Here is a 14,399-nt window from a genome sequence, read left to right as displayed (position 1 = left end):
CCTCGCAGACGCGGCCGCTGGTCGACTACTACGCCAACTGGGCCAAGGACGACCCGGCCAACGCGCCGCGCTACCGGGCGATCAGCGGGATCGGCACGGTGGAAGAGATCACCGCCCGCGCGCTCGCCGCGCTGGAAAGCTGACCCTCAGGCGAGCAATTCCAGCAACAGGTCGACCCGCGCTTTCACCGGGGCCAGCGGGTGCGCCGGGAGGGCGTCACCGGCCTGCACGATCACTTCGCCATCCAGGCAGCGCGTCGAGCGCACGACTCGCAGGCCCTGCCCCATGGCGCGCAGCAGCGCCTGCTCCATGGCGGCATTGAGGCTGCCGTTGCCGGTGCCGGCCACGACGAGCCCGTGTACGCCGGCCGCCACCAGCGCGTCGACGGTGCGCGCGCCGGCCCCGGCGTGGTTGGTCACGATCTCCACCCAGGGCCACTCGCGGGCCCGCGCCACCGCGTCCGACAGTGCCGGATCGGCCACGCTGCGCGGCCACTCGCGCAGTTGTCGCACCCGGCCCGCTTCGACGTAGCCGATCGGCCCCGCATCGCCTGAACCGAAGGCATCCAGCCGGTAGGTGTGCACCTTGCGAACCTCGGCCGCGCCGTGCACCACGCCGGCGCAGACGGCCAGCACGCCGCGGGCGCCGGGGTGCCGGGCAGCCGTGAACGCATCGACCAGGTTCTGCGGTCCGTCCGGGACGAGCGCCGTTGCCGGCCGCATCGCGCAGGTGATCACCACCGGCTTGGCCGGCGCCAGCACGCGCTGCAGGAACCAGGCGGTTTCCTCCAGCGTGTCGGTGCCGTGGGTGACGACGATGCCGGTGACGTCGGGCTGGGCGAGCCAGTGGGCGCAGCGCGCGGCCAGCGACTGCCAGACATCGAAGCGCATGTCCTTGCTGTCGATCTGCGCGACCTGCTCGCAGGCGACCGGCACCCCGGCCAATTCCGGCACGCCGGACAGCAGGTCCTCGACCCCGATCTGGCCGGCCACGTAGCCCAGGTCGGTTCCCGGTTGGCCACGGCCCGCGATGGTGCCGCCGGTGCCCAGCACCACGATGCGATCTGCACTCACTTGCACTCTTTCACGAAACTGGTTAAAAATACAGGTACTGGATGGGCAGACAGGACCTGCCCCAAGAGGAGCCCCGCATGACCGAGTCGCCCAAGCTCACCGCGCGCCAGCAACAGATTCTGGACCTGATCCAGTCCGCGGTCGCCCGCACGGGGGCGCCGCCCACCCGCGCGGAGATCGCCGCCGAGCTGGGCTTCAAGTCGCCCAATGCCGCCGAGGAGCACCTGCAGGCCCTGGCCCGCAAGGGGGTGATCGAGCTGGTCAGCGGCACCTCGCGCGGCATCCGCCTGCGCGACGAGACGCTGCGCTCCATCAACGAATCGCGCGTCAAGCAGTTCGCGCTGTCGCTGCAGGGCATGGCCCAGATCCCGCTGCCGCTGGTGGGCCGGGTGGCGGCCGGCTCGCCCATCCTGGCGCAGGAGCACATCGACCAGACCTACTACGTCGAGAGCACGCTGTTCCAGCGCCGCCCCGACTACCTGCTCAAGGTGCGCGGCATGTCCATGCGCGACGCCGGCATCATGGACGGCGACCTGCTCGCCGTCATGGCCACCAAGGAAGCCAAGAACGGCCAGATCGTGGTGGCCCGCCTCGGCGACGAGGTCACCGTCAAGCGCTTCCGCCGCAACAAGCAGGTGATCGAGCTGCAGGCCGAGAACCCCGACTACCCCACCATCGTGGTCAACCCCGGCGAGCCGTTCGAGATCGAGGGGCTGGCCGTCGGCCTGATCCGCAACACCATGCTCATGTGAGCGGCCGCCGGGCGGCAGCAGGTGGCGGGCGTATGGCGCGCAAGGCGCCATCACCCTGCGCCTCCCGGCATCTCGTGACCAATCTCGCCTGTGTTTCGAACCTGAAGTTCAAGGACATCGACATGGGACTCACCATCTGTACCTTCGCCGGCGCCTTCCGCGTGGCACGCCATTGGTTCACGCGCCGCGCGGCGCCGGCTGCGCACCCGTCCTCCGCGGCCGGTACGCACCCGCGCTCCCTCGCGGGCGGCCTGCACACGGGCGCCTGCCGAGCGCACGTCTCCTGGCCCCAGCACGGCCGTTCGCCGGCCAGGCAGCGGCCGCTGCGCGTGCTGCGCGTGGTCGATGCCACGCAGGGTCCCAGCACGGCCGGCCGCATGGTGATCTCGGGCCGCATGGCCGACGTCTGCGCCGAACTCGACCGGCTGGTCGCACTCGAGGCCATGGCCGCGGCCTGACCGCTGGCTTGGCGCCGCCACGCGAGCGGGCGCCGCCCTTCCGGCATCGGTAACCGCCTGGTCCAGACCGTGCAGCGGTTCCGATGTGACAATCCCGGCATGAACATCGTGATCCTCGACGATTACCAGGATGCCGTTCGCAAGCTGCACTGCGCGGCCAAGCTCGAGGCCTACCCCGCCAAGGTCTATACCAACACCGTCAAGGGCATCGGCCAGTTGTCGGTGCGCCTGCGCGATGCCGACGTGATCGTGCTGATCCGCGAGCGCACCCACATCTCGCGCCAGCTGCTCGAGAAGCTCCCGCGGCTGAAGCTGATCTCCCAAACCGGCCGCGCCGGCCCGCACATCGACATCGCGGCCTGCACCGAACGCGGCGTGGCGGTCACCGAGGGCGTCAGCTCCCCTGTCGCTCCGGCCGAGCTGACCTGGGCGCTGATCATGGCCGCGATGCGCCGCGTGCCGCAGTACGTCTCCACCCTCAAGCACGGTGCCTGGCAGCAGTCGGGCATGAAGTCCGCCTCCATGCCGACCAACTTCGGCCTGGGCTCGGTGCTGCGCGGCAAGACCCTGGGCATCTGGGGCTACGGCAAGATCGGCCAGCTGGTGGCCGGCTACGGCCGCGCCTTCGGCATGCAGGTCGTGGTGTGGGGCCGCGAGGGCTCGCGCTCGCGCGCCGAGGCCGACGGCCACATCGCCGCGGAGAGCCGCGAACAGCTGTTCACCTACAGCGACGTCCTCAGCCTGCACCTGCGGCTGAACCCGGAGACCGAAGGCATCGTGCGGCTGGAGGATTTCTCGCGCATGAAGCCCACCTCGCTGTTCGTCAACACCTCCCGCGCCGAGCTGATCGAGCCCGATGCACTGATCGCCGCCCTCAACCGCGGCCGGCCGGGCCTGGCGGCGGTGGACGTGTTCGAGAGCGAACCCATCCTGCAGGGCCATGCGCTGCTGCGGCTGGAGAACTGCATCTGCACGCCGCACATCGGCTACGTGGAGCAGGAGAACTACGAGCTGCTGTTCGGCTCGGCGTTCGACAACGTGGTCAATTTCATCCGGGGCGAACCGACCAACGTCGTCAACCCGGACGCCCTGCTGGTGCGCCGCTGAACGGAGCCGCCGCATGAGCGCACCGGGCGCCATCGGCGCTCCCGACGTGCGAAGCCGCGCCGGCTTGCCGCCGGTGCTCTGGTCGCTGCTGTTCGGCAACTTCGTGATCGGCGCCGGCGTGATGGTGGTGGCCGGCACGCTGAACGAGATCAGCGAGTCCCTGCAGGTGTCCGTGGCCACCGCCGGCCAGCTGATCACGGTGGGCGGCGTGGTGATGTGCCTGGGCGCGCCCCTGCTGGCGGCAGTGGTCGCGGGTTGGGACCGCCGGCGGCTGCTGGCCCTGGTGATGGTCTGGTACGCGCTGCTGCACCTGGCCTGCGCCGCGGCGCCGGGCTTTGCCGCCCTGCTGCCGCTGCGAGCGCTGACGCTCGTCTCCCCCGCCATCTTCACGCCGCAGGCCGCCGCCTGCGTGGGCCTGCTGGTGCCGGCCCACGAGCGCGGCCGGGCCATCACCTTCGTGTTCCTCGGCTGGTCGGTGGCCTCCGTGCTGGGCATGCCGATGGGCGCCTGGATCGGCGGCGTGCTCGGCTGGCGCGCGGCCTTCGGCGCGGTAGCCATGCTGGCCCTGGCCAGCGCCGCCTGGGTGTGGCGCGCCATGCCCGACGGCGTACGTCCACCGGCGCTGTCCGGCCGGGCGTGGGGCCGCACGCTGGGCTCGCGCCCGCTGATGCTGTGCATCGCGGTGACGGTGCTCTACGCCGCCGGCCAGTTCGTGCTGTTCTCCTACTTCGCGCCCTACTTCCGCCAGACGCTGGGCACCGGGCCGACGGCGCTGAGCCTGCTGTTCATGTGGTTCGGGCTGTTCGGCTTCATCGGCAACGTGCTGATGTCGCGCCACATCGACCGGATCGGCGCCGATCGCGCGGTGCTGCTCGGGGTCGGGCTGATGGCCGTGAGCCTGGCGGCCTGGCCGCTGGGCACCAGCGTGGTGGCCGCCGCGCTGGTGCTGGTGCCGTGGGCCCTGGGCTGCTTCTCTTCCAACTCGGCCCAGCAGGCGCGACTGGTCGGCATGGCGCCGGAACTGGCGGCGGCCTCGATCGCGCTCAACTCCTCGGCCATGTACGCAGGGCAGGCGATCGGCGCCGCGGGCGGCGGCTGGCTGATGGTGCACAGCGGCTTCGGCCTGCTGCACTGGGCGGGGTTGGCGGCGCTGCTGGCAGCCATGACTTTGAGCATGCTGGCGAGCCGGGTTGCACGCGGATAATCCGCCCCCATGCAATCTCCCCTTTTCACGACGATGGCCGTGGTGGGCGCCGGCGCCATGGGCCGCGGCATCGCCCAGATCGCTGCACAGGCCGGCAGCCAGGTTCGCCTGTTCGACGCGCAGGCCGGCGCGGTCGACAAGGCCGTGCGCGAGATCGGCGCCCAGTGGGACCGCCTGCTGGAGAAAGGCCGCATGGATGCGGCAGCAGTCGAAGCCTGCAAGGGCCGCCTGCTGCCGGCGGCCGACATCGCCGAGCTCGCCGACTGCCAGCTGGTGGTCGAGGCGGTGGTCGAGCGGCTGGACGTGAAGAAGGAGCTGTTCGCGCGCCTCGAATCCATCGTGGGTCCCGAGGCGGTGCTGGCCACCAACACGTCCTCGCTGTCGGTGACGGCGATCGCCGCCGGCCTGCAGCGCCCGAGGCGCCTGGCCGGCTACCACTTCTTCAACCCGGTTCCGCTGATGAAGGTGGTGGAGGTGATCGCGGGGCTGCGCACCGAGCCGTCCGCGTGCGAGCAGCTCGCGACCTACGCGCGCCAGATGGGCCACACGCCGGTTCAGGCGCAGGACACACCCGGCTTCATCGTCAACCACGCCGGCCGCGGCTACGGCACCGAGGCCCTGCGCATCGCGTCCGAAGGCGTTGCCGACGTCGCCACCATCGACCGCATCCTGCGCGACCAGGCCGGCTTCAAGCTCGGCCCGTTCGAGCTGCTGGACCTGACCGCGCTGGACGTCTCGCACCCGGTGATGGAGTCGATCTACCGCCAGTACTACGACGAGCCGCGCTACCGCCCCAGCGTGATCACCGCGCAGCGGCTGGCCGGCGGCCTGCTCGGGCGCAAGTCCGGCGAGGGCTTCTACCGCTACGTGGACGGCAAGGCGCAGGTGGCCGCCGAGCCGCCCGTGCCGCAGGTCGACGAGATGCCCCCGGTCTGGGTCTCCACCCGCGCGGCACGCCGGCAGGAGTTGTTCCAGCTGCTCAAGGACCTGGGCGCGAAGATCGAGACCGGGCAGTCGCCCTCGCTGAACGCCCTGACCCTGGTCGCGCCGCTAGGCTTCGACGTGACCACTGTCGCGGTGGTCGAGCGGCTGGACCCGGCCCGCACGGTCGGCATCGACATGCTGGTGGACGACGCCGCCACCCGGCGCCGCGTGCTGGCCACCAACCCGGCCACGCGCGCCGACATGCGCGACGCCGCGCACGCCCTGTTCGCACGCGACGGCAAGCCGGTCAGCGTGATCCGCGATTCCGGCGGTTTCGTCACCCAGCGCGTGCTGGCCACCATCGTCAACATCGCGTCCGACATCTGCCAGCAGCGCGTCTGCACGCCCAAGGACCTGGAGACCGCCGTCACGCTGGGCCTGGGCTACCCCATGGGCCCGCTCGCCATGGGCGACCGCTGGGGGCCGGCCAACATCCTGGAAGTGCTGTTCAACATGCAGACGGTGTACGGCGATCCGCGTTACCGCCCCAGCCCCTGGCTGCGGCGGCGCGGCGCGATCGGCCTTTCGCTGCTGCAAGAGGAGTCCTGATCCGTGGCGGCCGAACTGCGCAGCACCAGCGAAGGCGCCACCATGGTGCTGACCATCCGCAACCCGGAGCAGCGCAACGCGCTCGGCCCGGAGATCTATGCCGCCGGGGTGGAGGCGCTGAACGTCGCCGAGACGCACCCCGACGTGCGCAGCGTGGTGATCACCGGCGAGGGCGGCACCTTCTGCGCCGGGGGCAACCTGCAGCGGCTACAGGCGAACCGGCAACAGCCGCCCGAGGTGCAGGCGCGCAGCGTCGAAGGGCTGCACGACTGGATCGAGACCATCCGCAGCTTCCCCAAGCCGGTGATCGCGGCGGTCGAGGGTCCGGCCGCGGGCGCCGGCTTCTCGCTGGCACTGGCCTGCGACTTCATCGTGGCGGCCGCCGATGCGGTGTTCGTGATGGCCTACAGCAACGTCGCGCTGTCGCCCGATGGCGGCGCGAGCTGGTCGCTGGCCCGCGCGCTGCCGCGCCAGCTCGCCAGCGAGCTGTTGCTGGGCGGCGAGCGCATAGGCGCCGAGCGGCTGCACGCATTGGGCATCGTCAACCGGGTCGTTGCGCAGGGCGGCGCGCTCGCCGAAGCGCTGGAACTGGCCGGGCGGCTCAACGCCAAGGCGCCCAATGCGCTCGCCAGCATCAAGGAGCTGCTCAACGAAGCGCAAGGCGCCAGCCTGCACGAGCAGCTGGCCGCCGAGCGCGACCACTTCGTGCGCAACCTGCACCACCCCAACGGCGGCATCGGCATCGCGGCCTTCCTCGCACGGGAAAAGCCGCGCTACGGCTGAGCCTCTGCGCAAGCAGGCATCCCCGCATGGGGCCTCGCGGTCCCGCGCGCGACAATGGCCGCGCTGCCAGTCACTGACAAGACAGACCATGGACGAGCCCATTCTTACCATCGAGGAACGCGAGGCCATCAACGCTGGCCGCTGGTTCTCCTCGCTCTCCCCTTCACTCCGCCACGACATCCTCCGATGCACCTACGTCAGACGCTACCGGGACGGCGAGCTGATCGCCGCACGCGGCGATCCGCCGGAGGAGTGGATCGCCTGTGCCAAGGGCGCGGTGCGGGTGAGCTCCACCTCGATCTCGGGCAAGCAGATCACGCTGACCTACGTGGAGCCGGGCATCTGGTTCGGCGACGTGGCGATCTTCGACGGCGACCGGCGCACGCACGATGCCTATGCGCATGGCGACACCACCATCGTGTGCGTCGCCAAGGCCGACCTGCGCAAGATCCTGGCATCGCATGTCGAGCTGTACGAGGCGATGCTGCGGCTGCATGCGCGCCGCATCCGTCAGCTCTTCGGCCTGGTGGAGGACCTCAACACCCTGCCGCTGCGCGCGCGACTGGCCAAGCAGCTGATGCACCTGGTGCGCAGCTACGGCGTGCCGCAGCTGGCGGACGGCAGCGAGATGCGCATCGGACTGCACCTGGCGCAGGAAGAGCTCGCCCAGTTGCTGGGCGCGTCGCGCCAGCGGGTCAACCAGGAACTCAAGGCCATGGAACGCGAGGAAGCGATCCGCATCGAACCGGGCGGCCTGGTCGTGCGCAACCGCGAAGCCCTGATGCGGATCGTCGAGACCGATAAGTGATGAGCGAATTCGACCATTTCATCGGCACCCGCCCCATCTCCGGGCAGCACGCGTTCGACATCGACGCCCTCACCCGCTGGCTGCAGGCCAACCTGCCCGGCTTCGAGGGGCCGTTGTCGGTGGAGCTGTTCAAGGGCGGCCAGTCCAATCCCACCTACAAGCTGGTCACGCCGGCGCGCAGCTACGTGATGCGCGCCAAGCCGGGGCCAGTGGCCAAGCTGCTGCCCTCGGCCCATGCCATCGAACGCGAGTTCGCCGTCATGACCGGGCTGGCCGGCACCGACGTGCCGGTGCCGCATATGCACTGCCTGTGCGAGGACGAGTCCGTGATCGGGCGCGCCTTCTACATCATGGAGTTCATGCAGGGCCGGGTGCTGTGGGACCAGGCGCTGCCCGGCATGGCGCCCGCGGAGCGCGGCGCCATCTACGACGAGATGAACCGCGTGATCGCGGCGCTGCACACGGTCGACTTCGCCGCGCGCGGACTGGCCGGCTACGGCAAGCCCGGCAACTATTTCGAGCGCCAGATCGGCCGCTGGAGCAAGCAGTACAAGGCTTCGGCCGACGGCGCAGGCCCCATGAGCCAGCCCATCCCCGAGATGGAAAGGCTGGTCGAGTGGCTGCCGGCGCACATCCCCGCGGCCGCGCGCGATGAAGGCAAGGTTTCCATCGTCCATGGCGACTTCCGCCTGGACAACCTGATGTTCCACCCGGACGAGCCGCGCGTGATCGCCGTGCTCGACTGGGAGCTGTCCACCCTCGGCCATCCGCTGGCGGACTTCAGCTACCACTGCATGTCCTGGCACATCCCGCACGGGGCGTTCCGCGGCATCGGCGGGCTGGACCTGGCGGCGCTGGGCATCCCGGCCGAGGACGACTACATGCGCCGCTATTGCGAGCGCACCGGCCTGTCCACCGTGGCCGATCTCAAGGCCGACTGGAACTTCTACATGGCCTACAACATGTTCCGCATCGCCGCCATCCTGCAAGGCATCGCCAAGCGGGTCGAGGCCGGCACCGCATCGAGCGCGCAGGCCGTCGCCTCCGGCAAGAGCGCCCGGCCGATGGCCGAGCTGGCCTGGCAATTCGCCCAGCGCGCCTGACACCCACCCCTTCCGCGAAAGGCACTCCATGGACTTCGAGTACTCCCCCAAGACACGCGAACTGCAGGCCCGGCTCCTGAAGTTCATGGACGAACACATCTACCCCAACGAGCGCGCCTGTCACGACGAGCTGCAGGCCAACACCGCCGCCGGCAAGCGCTGGACCCCGCTGAAGACGATCGAGGGCCTCAAGCCCAAGGCGCAGGCGGCCGGCCTGTGGAACCTGTTCCTGCCGCAGGACACGGCCGAGGCCTCCGGCTACCACGGCGCCGGCCTGACCAACCAGGAGTACGCGCCACTGGCCGAGATCATGGGACGCGTGCCCTGGGCCAGCGAGGTGTTCAACTGCTCCGCGCCCGACACCGGCAACATGGAGACCATCGCCCGCTACGGCTCCGAGGAGAACAAGGCGCGCTGGCTCAAGCCCCTGCTGGAAGGCAAGATCCGCTCGGCCTTCGCCATGACCGAGCCGGAGGTCGCCTCCTCCGACGCCACCAACATCTGCACCCGAATCGAGCGCCAGGGCGACGAGTACGTGATCAACGGCCACAAGTGGTGGACGTCCGGCGCGAACGACCCGCGCTGCAAGGTCTTCATCACCATGGGCAAGACCGACCCGGATGCGCCCAGGCACTCGCAGCAGAGCATGATCCTGGTGCCGGCCGACACGGCAGGCATCCGCATCGTGCGGCCGCTCAGCGTGTTCGGCTACGACGACGCGCCGCACGGCCACGCCGAGGTGTTCTTCGAGAACGTGCGCGTGCCCGCTTCCAACATCCTGCTGGGCGAGGGCCGCGGCTTCGAGATCGCCCAGGGCCGCCTGGGCCCGGGCCGCATCCACCACTGCATGCGCCTGGTCGGCCTGGCCGAGCGCGCGCTGGAACTGATGTGCCGCCGCTCGCTCAGCCGGACCGCCTTCGGCAAGACGATCGCGCAGCAGACGGTGACGCAGGAGCGCATCGCCGAAGCGCGCTGCAAGATCGACATGGCGCGCCTGCTAACGCTCAAGGCCGCCTGGATGATGGACGTGGCCGGCAACAAGGTCGCCAAGACCGAGATCGCGATGATCAAGGTGGTGGCGCCCAGCATGGCCTGCCAGGTGATCGACTGGGCAATCCAGGCGCACGGCGGCGGCGGCGTCAGCGACGACTTCCCGCTCGCCGCGGCGTACGCGGGGGCGCGCACCCTGCGCTTCGCCGACGGCCCGGACGAGGTGCACCGCAATGCGATCGCCAAGTGGGAACTGGGCAAGTACGGCAGCTACGGCAAGGACGCCACGCCCGCGGTGACGCGCGGGGCCTGAACGACCGGGTCAGAACGCCCGCAGGGCGTTCTCGCAGGCGCGGGCGAACACCCGGGTGGCGTGCTGCAGGACCGGCAACGCGCCTGCGTCCTGCTGCATGCGCAGGTAGGCCTTGCCGCGCAGCAGCATCAGCATGACCGGTACCTGTGCCGACGGCGCGGGCTCGGGCCAGTCCATCAGCAGGCGCGACAACTCCCCATCCATCCAGGCCTGGGCATGGTTGCGCTCGTCGCCCACGATGGCGTAGCGGGCCCAGAACACGCGCGGCATGCTGTCCCAGCCCACCTCCTCGTGCATGGCCAGCAGGCGCATCTCCTCGGGCAGGTTGGGGTCCACGCTGGTCTGCAGCGAATCGGTGTAGAGCGCGTAGGCCTGCTTCTCCAGCGACTCCTTCAGCGACCGGTTCATCACCACGACCAGCACGTCGGGGTCGATGTCCAGTTCGGCCCGGCCGCGCAGCTCCTCGCCCTGGATGTACTTGCGGCTGGGGCGCCCCAGCTCCACGCGCCAGTCCTTGCCGGCCAGCTCGCCCTCGAAGGCCAGGGGCGTGGCGCCCGAGGACGTGGCGACGGAAAACCCCTGCGCCGTGGCCCACTGGGCCGCCGGCTCCGCCAGCGGCGACACGGCGGCCTGCGGCTGCCCGGATTCGGAAGCCTGCCTGCCGGCGAATGCCTTGCGGATGCGATCGAACATGGCGCGCGCGATTGACCTACAGTCGCCGATTATCGAAGCAATCCCAGCAGGACACCGCACCCATGATCGAAGTCTTCACCTGGCCGACGCCCAACGGCCACAAGGTCCACATCATGCTCGAGGAGTGCGGGCTGCCCTGGCGGGCGACCGCGATCGACATCGGTGCGGGCGACCAGTTCCGGCCCGACTTCCTGGCCATCAGCCCGAACAACAAGATCCCGGCGATCACCGACCCCGACGGCCCGGACGGCAAGCCCATCTCGCTGTTCGAGTCGGGCGCGATCCTGGTCTATCTCGCGGGCAAGACCGGCCGCTTCCTGCCGCGCAGCGAGCGTGGCAAGTACGAAGTGCTGCAGTGGCTGATGTTCCAGATGGGCAGCGTGGGCCCGATGCTCGGCCAGAACCACCACTTCCGGCAGTACGCGCCCGAGAAGATCGCCTACGCCATCGACCGCTACACCAACGAGGCCCGGCGCCTGTACGGCGTAGTCGAGCGCCGGCTGGCGAAAAGCCGCTGGCTGGGTGGCGACGAGTACTCCATCGCCGACATCGCCACCTGGCCCTGGCTGCGCAACTGGAAGAACCAGGGCATCTCGCTGTCGGACTACCCACACCTGGAACTCTGGTTCCATGCGATCGAGCACCGGCCGGCGGTGCAGCGGGGGGTGGCGGTGCTGGCCGAACGCCGCAAGCCGATCACCGACGATCGCGCACGCGAAGTCCTGTTCGGGGGCACCCAGTACCAGCGGCGCTGAACCCGCCTTGCCGCCATGCCGTCCGCACTCCAGCTCGCTGCGGGCAACCCGGCCCTCGAGGAGCGGGTGCGGGCCTGCCGCAAGTTGCTTTCGCGACGGGCCTTGATGGGCGCCGCCGCCAGCGCGGTGCCCGTTCCGGGCCTCGACTGGGTGACTGACGCCGCCCTGCTCACGCGCCTGCTGCCCGAGATCAATTCGGCCTTCGGCCTGACCCCGGACCAGCTCGCCCGCCTGCCCCACCACCAGCGCGATCGGGTGCAGAAGGCCGTGTCCACTGTCGGCTCGGTCGTGATCGGCCGCATGGTCACGCGCGACGTGGTGATCCGGCTGGGTCGCACGGTGGGCATCCGCATGACCAGCAAGCAGGCGGCGAAGTACGTTCCGTTGGCCGGGCAGGCCGTGGCCGCGCTCATGGGTTACGCCGCCCTGCGCTACCTGGGCGAGGAACACATCAAGGATTGCGTGCGGGTGGTCCGCGAGGCGCGGCTGGCGTTGCCCGCGCCCGAGCCCAAGCTCCTGCGCTGACGCGGGTCAGTGGTTGAGCAGCTGCGCCGACAGTTCGCGCAACACCTGCTCCTGGTCCAGCAGGCGCGCCGCCAGGCGGGCCCCGTGGCGCAGCCAGCGCAGGTCGCGCTCGGCCGTGGCCTCGTCGGCGCTGGTGCAGCAGAGCATGCCGTGCACGCTGCCGTCGCGTCGCAGCACGGGCGCCTCGAGCAGCCGGCCGGCCTCGGCCGCAACCCCGGTGGCGATGGCCGCGGCCCGACCATGGTGCAGGGCCTCGACCACGCGGAACCGGCGCGAACCTTCGGTGTAATGCCCGACGAACACGACGTCCATCCCGTGTTCCCTCAGCATGGCCAGGACTTCGCGGATGACGTCCTGCCGGCTCATGATGGCAGGACCCTGGGACTCGTTGGCGGCGGCGCGGCGGGCGGGATGCATGGTGCGGCTGGGGTGAATGGGAATCCTACCCATGCGCCCCAGCAGCTTTGTGGCGCCGCGTAACAGCCCAGCCTCGTCCTGCAACGGCACCGTCGCGTTGATTTCACGAGGCTGGAAAACCCCGCCGAGGCTGCATGCCGCCGCGCCACGGCAGGGCGAGCCGCTGCGAATGGATGAGCTCTGTTACCTTTGCACGGTGCCTTGTGGCAGTTTTCGCACGCGTGGTGGCGCACACGATGGGCGCTGGGCAGCGGAGCACGAGCGCTGGTTTCGACCCATCGCGAAGGCCAAAGCAAAAAAAGGTCTGCAGCCATCTTCATGGCTGCAGACCTGCGTGACTGGTAGGACGTGCAGGATTCGAACCTGCGACCAACGGATTAAAAGTCCGCTGCTCTACCAACTGAGCTAACGTCCCACGGAAAAGCCCGCGATTATAGCCAGAGCCAGGCCCATGGATGAGCCAGCCCTGGCTCTTTCTTTCACGCGGGAGGGCTGCCGTGGGCCAGCAGCTCGCGCACCTCCTTGTCGCTGGTCTGCGGGAAGTCGCGATACCAGAGGCTGACGGCCCGGAACGGAATGGGGATGGCCGGGCAGACCAGTTCGTCGACCAGTTCGCGCAAGGCGTCGCAGCCCTCGCTGGAGCCGACCGGCACGGCGGCGCACAGGCGCGACGGTGCGGCGCTGCGGATGGCGCGCACGGCAGCCTGCATGCTGGCGCCGGTGGCCAGGCCATCGTCGACGACGATCACCGACCGGTCACGCAATTCCATCGGTGGCCGGTTCCCGCGGTACTGGCGCTCGCGCCGCGCGAGTTCGACCTGCTCGGTGGCGACCGCCCGCTCCACCTCGGCCGGACTGGCCGACAGGCCCGGCAGCGGCGTCAGCACCTGCACGCCGCCGGACGCGATGGCGCCCATGGCCAATTCCGGCTGGCCCGGGAAACCCAGCTTGCGCACGACGAAGACGTCCAGCGGCGCATCCAGCGCGCGGGCCACTTCCGCGGCGACCGGCACCCCGCCCCGGGGCAGGCCCAGGACCAGCAGGCCCGGCGCGCCGCGCCAGTGCGCCAGCCCGGCGGCCAGCACCTGGCCGGCCTCGGACCGGTCGTGGAAGGGAAGCCGCACCGTCATTGCGAGCCCGATTCGCCGGAGGGATCGCCCGGCACGAACATGTAGCCGGCATTGCGCACCGTCCGGATGCAGCGCGGCTCGCCGCCCGGCTCGGGCTCCACCTTGCGGCGCAGGCGGCCGATGCGGATGTCGATGGAGCGGTCGAACGGTCCCCACTCGCGGTTGCGCGTCTGCAGCAGCAGCTGGTCGCGCGAGAGCACCCGGTTGGGATTGGCCAGGAAGGTCGTGAGCAGGTCGTACTCCATCGGGGTGATGGTCACCTCGTTGCCGCCCACCTCGAACATGCGGTGCGAGTCCAGGTCGATCTCGCAGCGGCCGAAGCGCTGTCGCCGCGGCGGCCGGGTGGCGATGGGAGCCACGCCGGGCGCCGCCGGCCGCCCCTTCAGCCGGCGCAGCACGCTCTTGAGCCGCGCCAGCAGCTCGCGCATGTCGAAGGGCTTGGCGACGTAGTCGTCGGCGCCGATCTCCAGCCCGACGACGCGGTCCACCACGTCGCCGGACGCGGTGACCATGATCAGGCCCAGGTCGTAGTGTTCCCGCAGGTAGCGCGCCAGTACCAGCCCGTCCTCGCCGGGCATGCGGATGTCCAGCAGCACGGCGTCGGGCAGCTCGCGTTCCAGCACTTCGCGCATCTGCCGGCCGCTGTCCGCCTCGGCCACCTCGAACCCGTGGCCCTGGAGGTACTCGCGCAGCATCTCGCGGATCGACGGATCGTCGTCGACCACGAGCAGACGGGTGCGTGCGTCCATGGCGCG

Annotated in this window: 16 protein-coding genes, 1 tRNA gene and 1 pseudogene; 12 read left to right on the top strand and 6 right to left on the bottom strand. The window is 70.2% G+C overall.

What is annotated here, in order from left to right; translation table 11 throughout:
• Window positions 1-143, top strand: a pseudogene (locus tag VEC03_RS14295) (adenylate kinase); the annotation flags it as partial.
• A 3-nt stretch (window positions 144-146) separates the two neighbouring features.
• Here the strand turns inward: VEC03_RS14295 and VEC03_RS14290 are convergent.
• A complete protein-coding gene (locus tag VEC03_RS14290; RefSeq protein ID WP_324916294.1) occupies window positions 147-1,073 on the bottom strand; it encodes an asparaginase in 927 nt (308 codons plus the stop codon).
• A gap of 77 nt (window positions 1,074-1,150) precedes the next feature.
• On the opposite strand from VEC03_RS14290, the gene lexA reads away from it, so the two are divergent.
• The 9 genes from lexA to VEC03_RS14245 all read left to right on the top strand — a co-directional run bounded on the left by lexA (window position 1,151) and on the right by VEC03_RS14245 (window position 10,124).
• Window positions 1,151-1,825: a transcriptional repressor LexA gene (gene lexA / locus VEC03_RS14285; protein ID WP_324916291.1), complete on the top strand. Its 675-nt coding sequence runs from the start codon at window positions 1,151-1,153 to the stop codon at window positions 1,823-1,825.
• A 74-nt stretch (window positions 1,826-1,899) separates the two neighbouring features.
• Complete coding sequence (locus tag VEC03_RS14280) at window positions 1,900-2,283, top strand: hypothetical protein (RefSeq protein WP_324916288.1); 384 nt, start codon at window positions 1,900-1,902, stop codon at window positions 2,281-2,283.
• A gap of 99 nt (window positions 2,284-2,382) precedes the next feature.
• Window positions 2,383-3,390: a D-2-hydroxyacid dehydrogenase family protein gene (locus VEC03_RS14275; protein WP_324916285.1), complete on the top strand. Its 1,008-nt coding sequence runs from the start codon at window positions 2,383-2,385 to the stop codon at window positions 3,388-3,390.
• 13 nt (window positions 3,391-3,403) lie between these two features.
• On the top strand, window positions 3,404-4,594 hold the full coding sequence (locus VEC03_RS14270; protein WP_324916282.1) for an MFS transporter: 1,191 nt from the start codon (window positions 3,404-3,406) through the stop codon (window positions 4,592-4,594).
• Window positions 4,595-4,603: 9 nt separating this feature from the next.
• On the top strand, window positions 4,604-6,127 hold the full coding sequence (locus VEC03_RS14265; protein WP_324916280.1) for a 3-hydroxyacyl-CoA dehydrogenase: 1,524 nt from the start codon (window positions 4,604-4,606) through the stop codon (window positions 6,125-6,127).
• 3 nt (window positions 6,128-6,130) lie between these two features.
• The gene (locus VEC03_RS14260; RefSeq protein WP_324916277.1) at window positions 6,131-6,910 is read left to right on the top strand and encodes an oxepin-CoA hydrolase, alternative type; all 780 of its coding nucleotides are present in this window, start codon (window positions 6,131-6,133) and stop codon (window positions 6,908-6,910) included.
• 88 nt (window positions 6,911-6,998) lie between these two features.
• Window positions 6,999-7,718: a Crp/Fnr family transcriptional regulator gene (locus VEC03_RS14255; protein ID WP_324916274.1), complete on the top strand. Its 720-nt coding sequence runs from the start codon at window positions 6,999-7,001 to the stop codon at window positions 7,716-7,718.
• Window positions 7,718-8,821 carry a phosphotransferase gene (locus tag VEC03_RS14250; protein ID WP_324916271.1) on the top strand — a complete coding sequence of 368 codons (1,104 nt, stop codon included), beginning with the start codon at window positions 7,718-7,720 and terminating at the stop codon, window positions 8,819-8,821. The genes VEC03_RS14255 and VEC03_RS14250 overlap by 1 nt, the downstream gene beginning before the upstream one ends.
• A 28-nt stretch (window positions 8,822-8,849) precedes the next feature.
• On the top strand, window positions 8,850-10,124 hold the full coding sequence (locus tag VEC03_RS14245; RefSeq protein WP_324916268.1) for an acyl-CoA dehydrogenase family protein: 1,275 nt from the start codon (window positions 8,850-8,852) through the stop codon (window positions 10,122-10,124).
• Between the two features lie 9 nt (window positions 10,125-10,133).
• Here the strand turns inward: VEC03_RS14245 and VEC03_RS14240 are convergent, their stop codons facing one another.
• The gene (locus VEC03_RS14240) at window positions 10,134-10,817 is read right to left on the bottom strand and encodes a hypothetical protein (RefSeq protein ID WP_324916265.1); all 684 of its coding nucleotides are present in this window, start codon (window positions 10,815-10,817) and stop codon (window positions 10,134-10,136) included.
• 62 nt (window positions 10,818-10,879) lie between these two features.
• Here VEC03_RS14240 and VEC03_RS14235 point away from each other — a divergent pair, with 62 nt between their 5' ends.
• A complete protein-coding gene (locus VEC03_RS14235; RefSeq protein ID WP_324916262.1) occupies window positions 10,880-11,572 on the top strand; it encodes a glutathione S-transferase C-terminal domain-containing protein in 693 nt (230 codons plus the stop codon).
• Between the two features lie 15 nt (window positions 11,573-11,587).
• Entirely contained in the window at window positions 11,588-12,097 is a 510-nt protein-coding gene (locus tag VEC03_RS14230; RefSeq protein WP_324916259.1) for a hypothetical protein, read from the top strand.
• Between the two features lie 6 nt (window positions 12,098-12,103).
• On the opposite strand, the gene VEC03_RS14225 is transcribed toward VEC03_RS14230, so the two are convergent.
• From VEC03_RS14225 to VEC03_RS14210, 4 genes are all read right to left on the bottom strand, one after another.
• Window positions 12,104-12,514, bottom strand: a complete 411-nt coding sequence (locus VEC03_RS14225) for a hypothetical protein (RefSeq protein WP_324916256.1) — start codon at window positions 12,512-12,514, stop codon at window positions 12,104-12,106.
• Between the two features lie 339 nt (window positions 12,515-12,853).
• A tRNA-Lys gene (locus tag VEC03_RS14220) sits at window positions 12,854-12,929 on the bottom strand.
• A 64-nt stretch (window positions 12,930-12,993) separates the two neighbouring features.
• Window positions 12,994-13,644: a phosphoribosyltransferase gene (locus VEC03_RS14215; protein ID WP_324916255.1), complete on the bottom strand. Its 651-nt coding sequence runs from the start codon at window positions 13,642-13,644 to the stop codon at window positions 12,994-12,996.
• Window positions 13,641-14,393 (bottom strand): response regulator transcription factor, encoded by a 753-nt coding sequence (locus VEC03_RS14210; RefSeq protein ID WP_324916252.1) that lies wholly within the window; start codon window positions 14,391-14,393, stop codon window positions 13,641-13,643. The genes VEC03_RS14215 and VEC03_RS14210 overlap by 4 nt, the downstream gene beginning before the upstream one ends.
• Window positions 14,394-14,399: the final 6 nt, after the last annotated feature.

It is taken from the genome of Ramlibacter sp. (assembly GCF_035627355.1).
GTDB lineage: Bacteria > Pseudomonadota > Gammaproteobacteria > Burkholderiales > Burkholderiaceae_C > Ramlibacter.
Note: the sequence above shows the minus strand (reverse complement) of the source record. Positions and strands in the feature narration are given on the sequence as shown.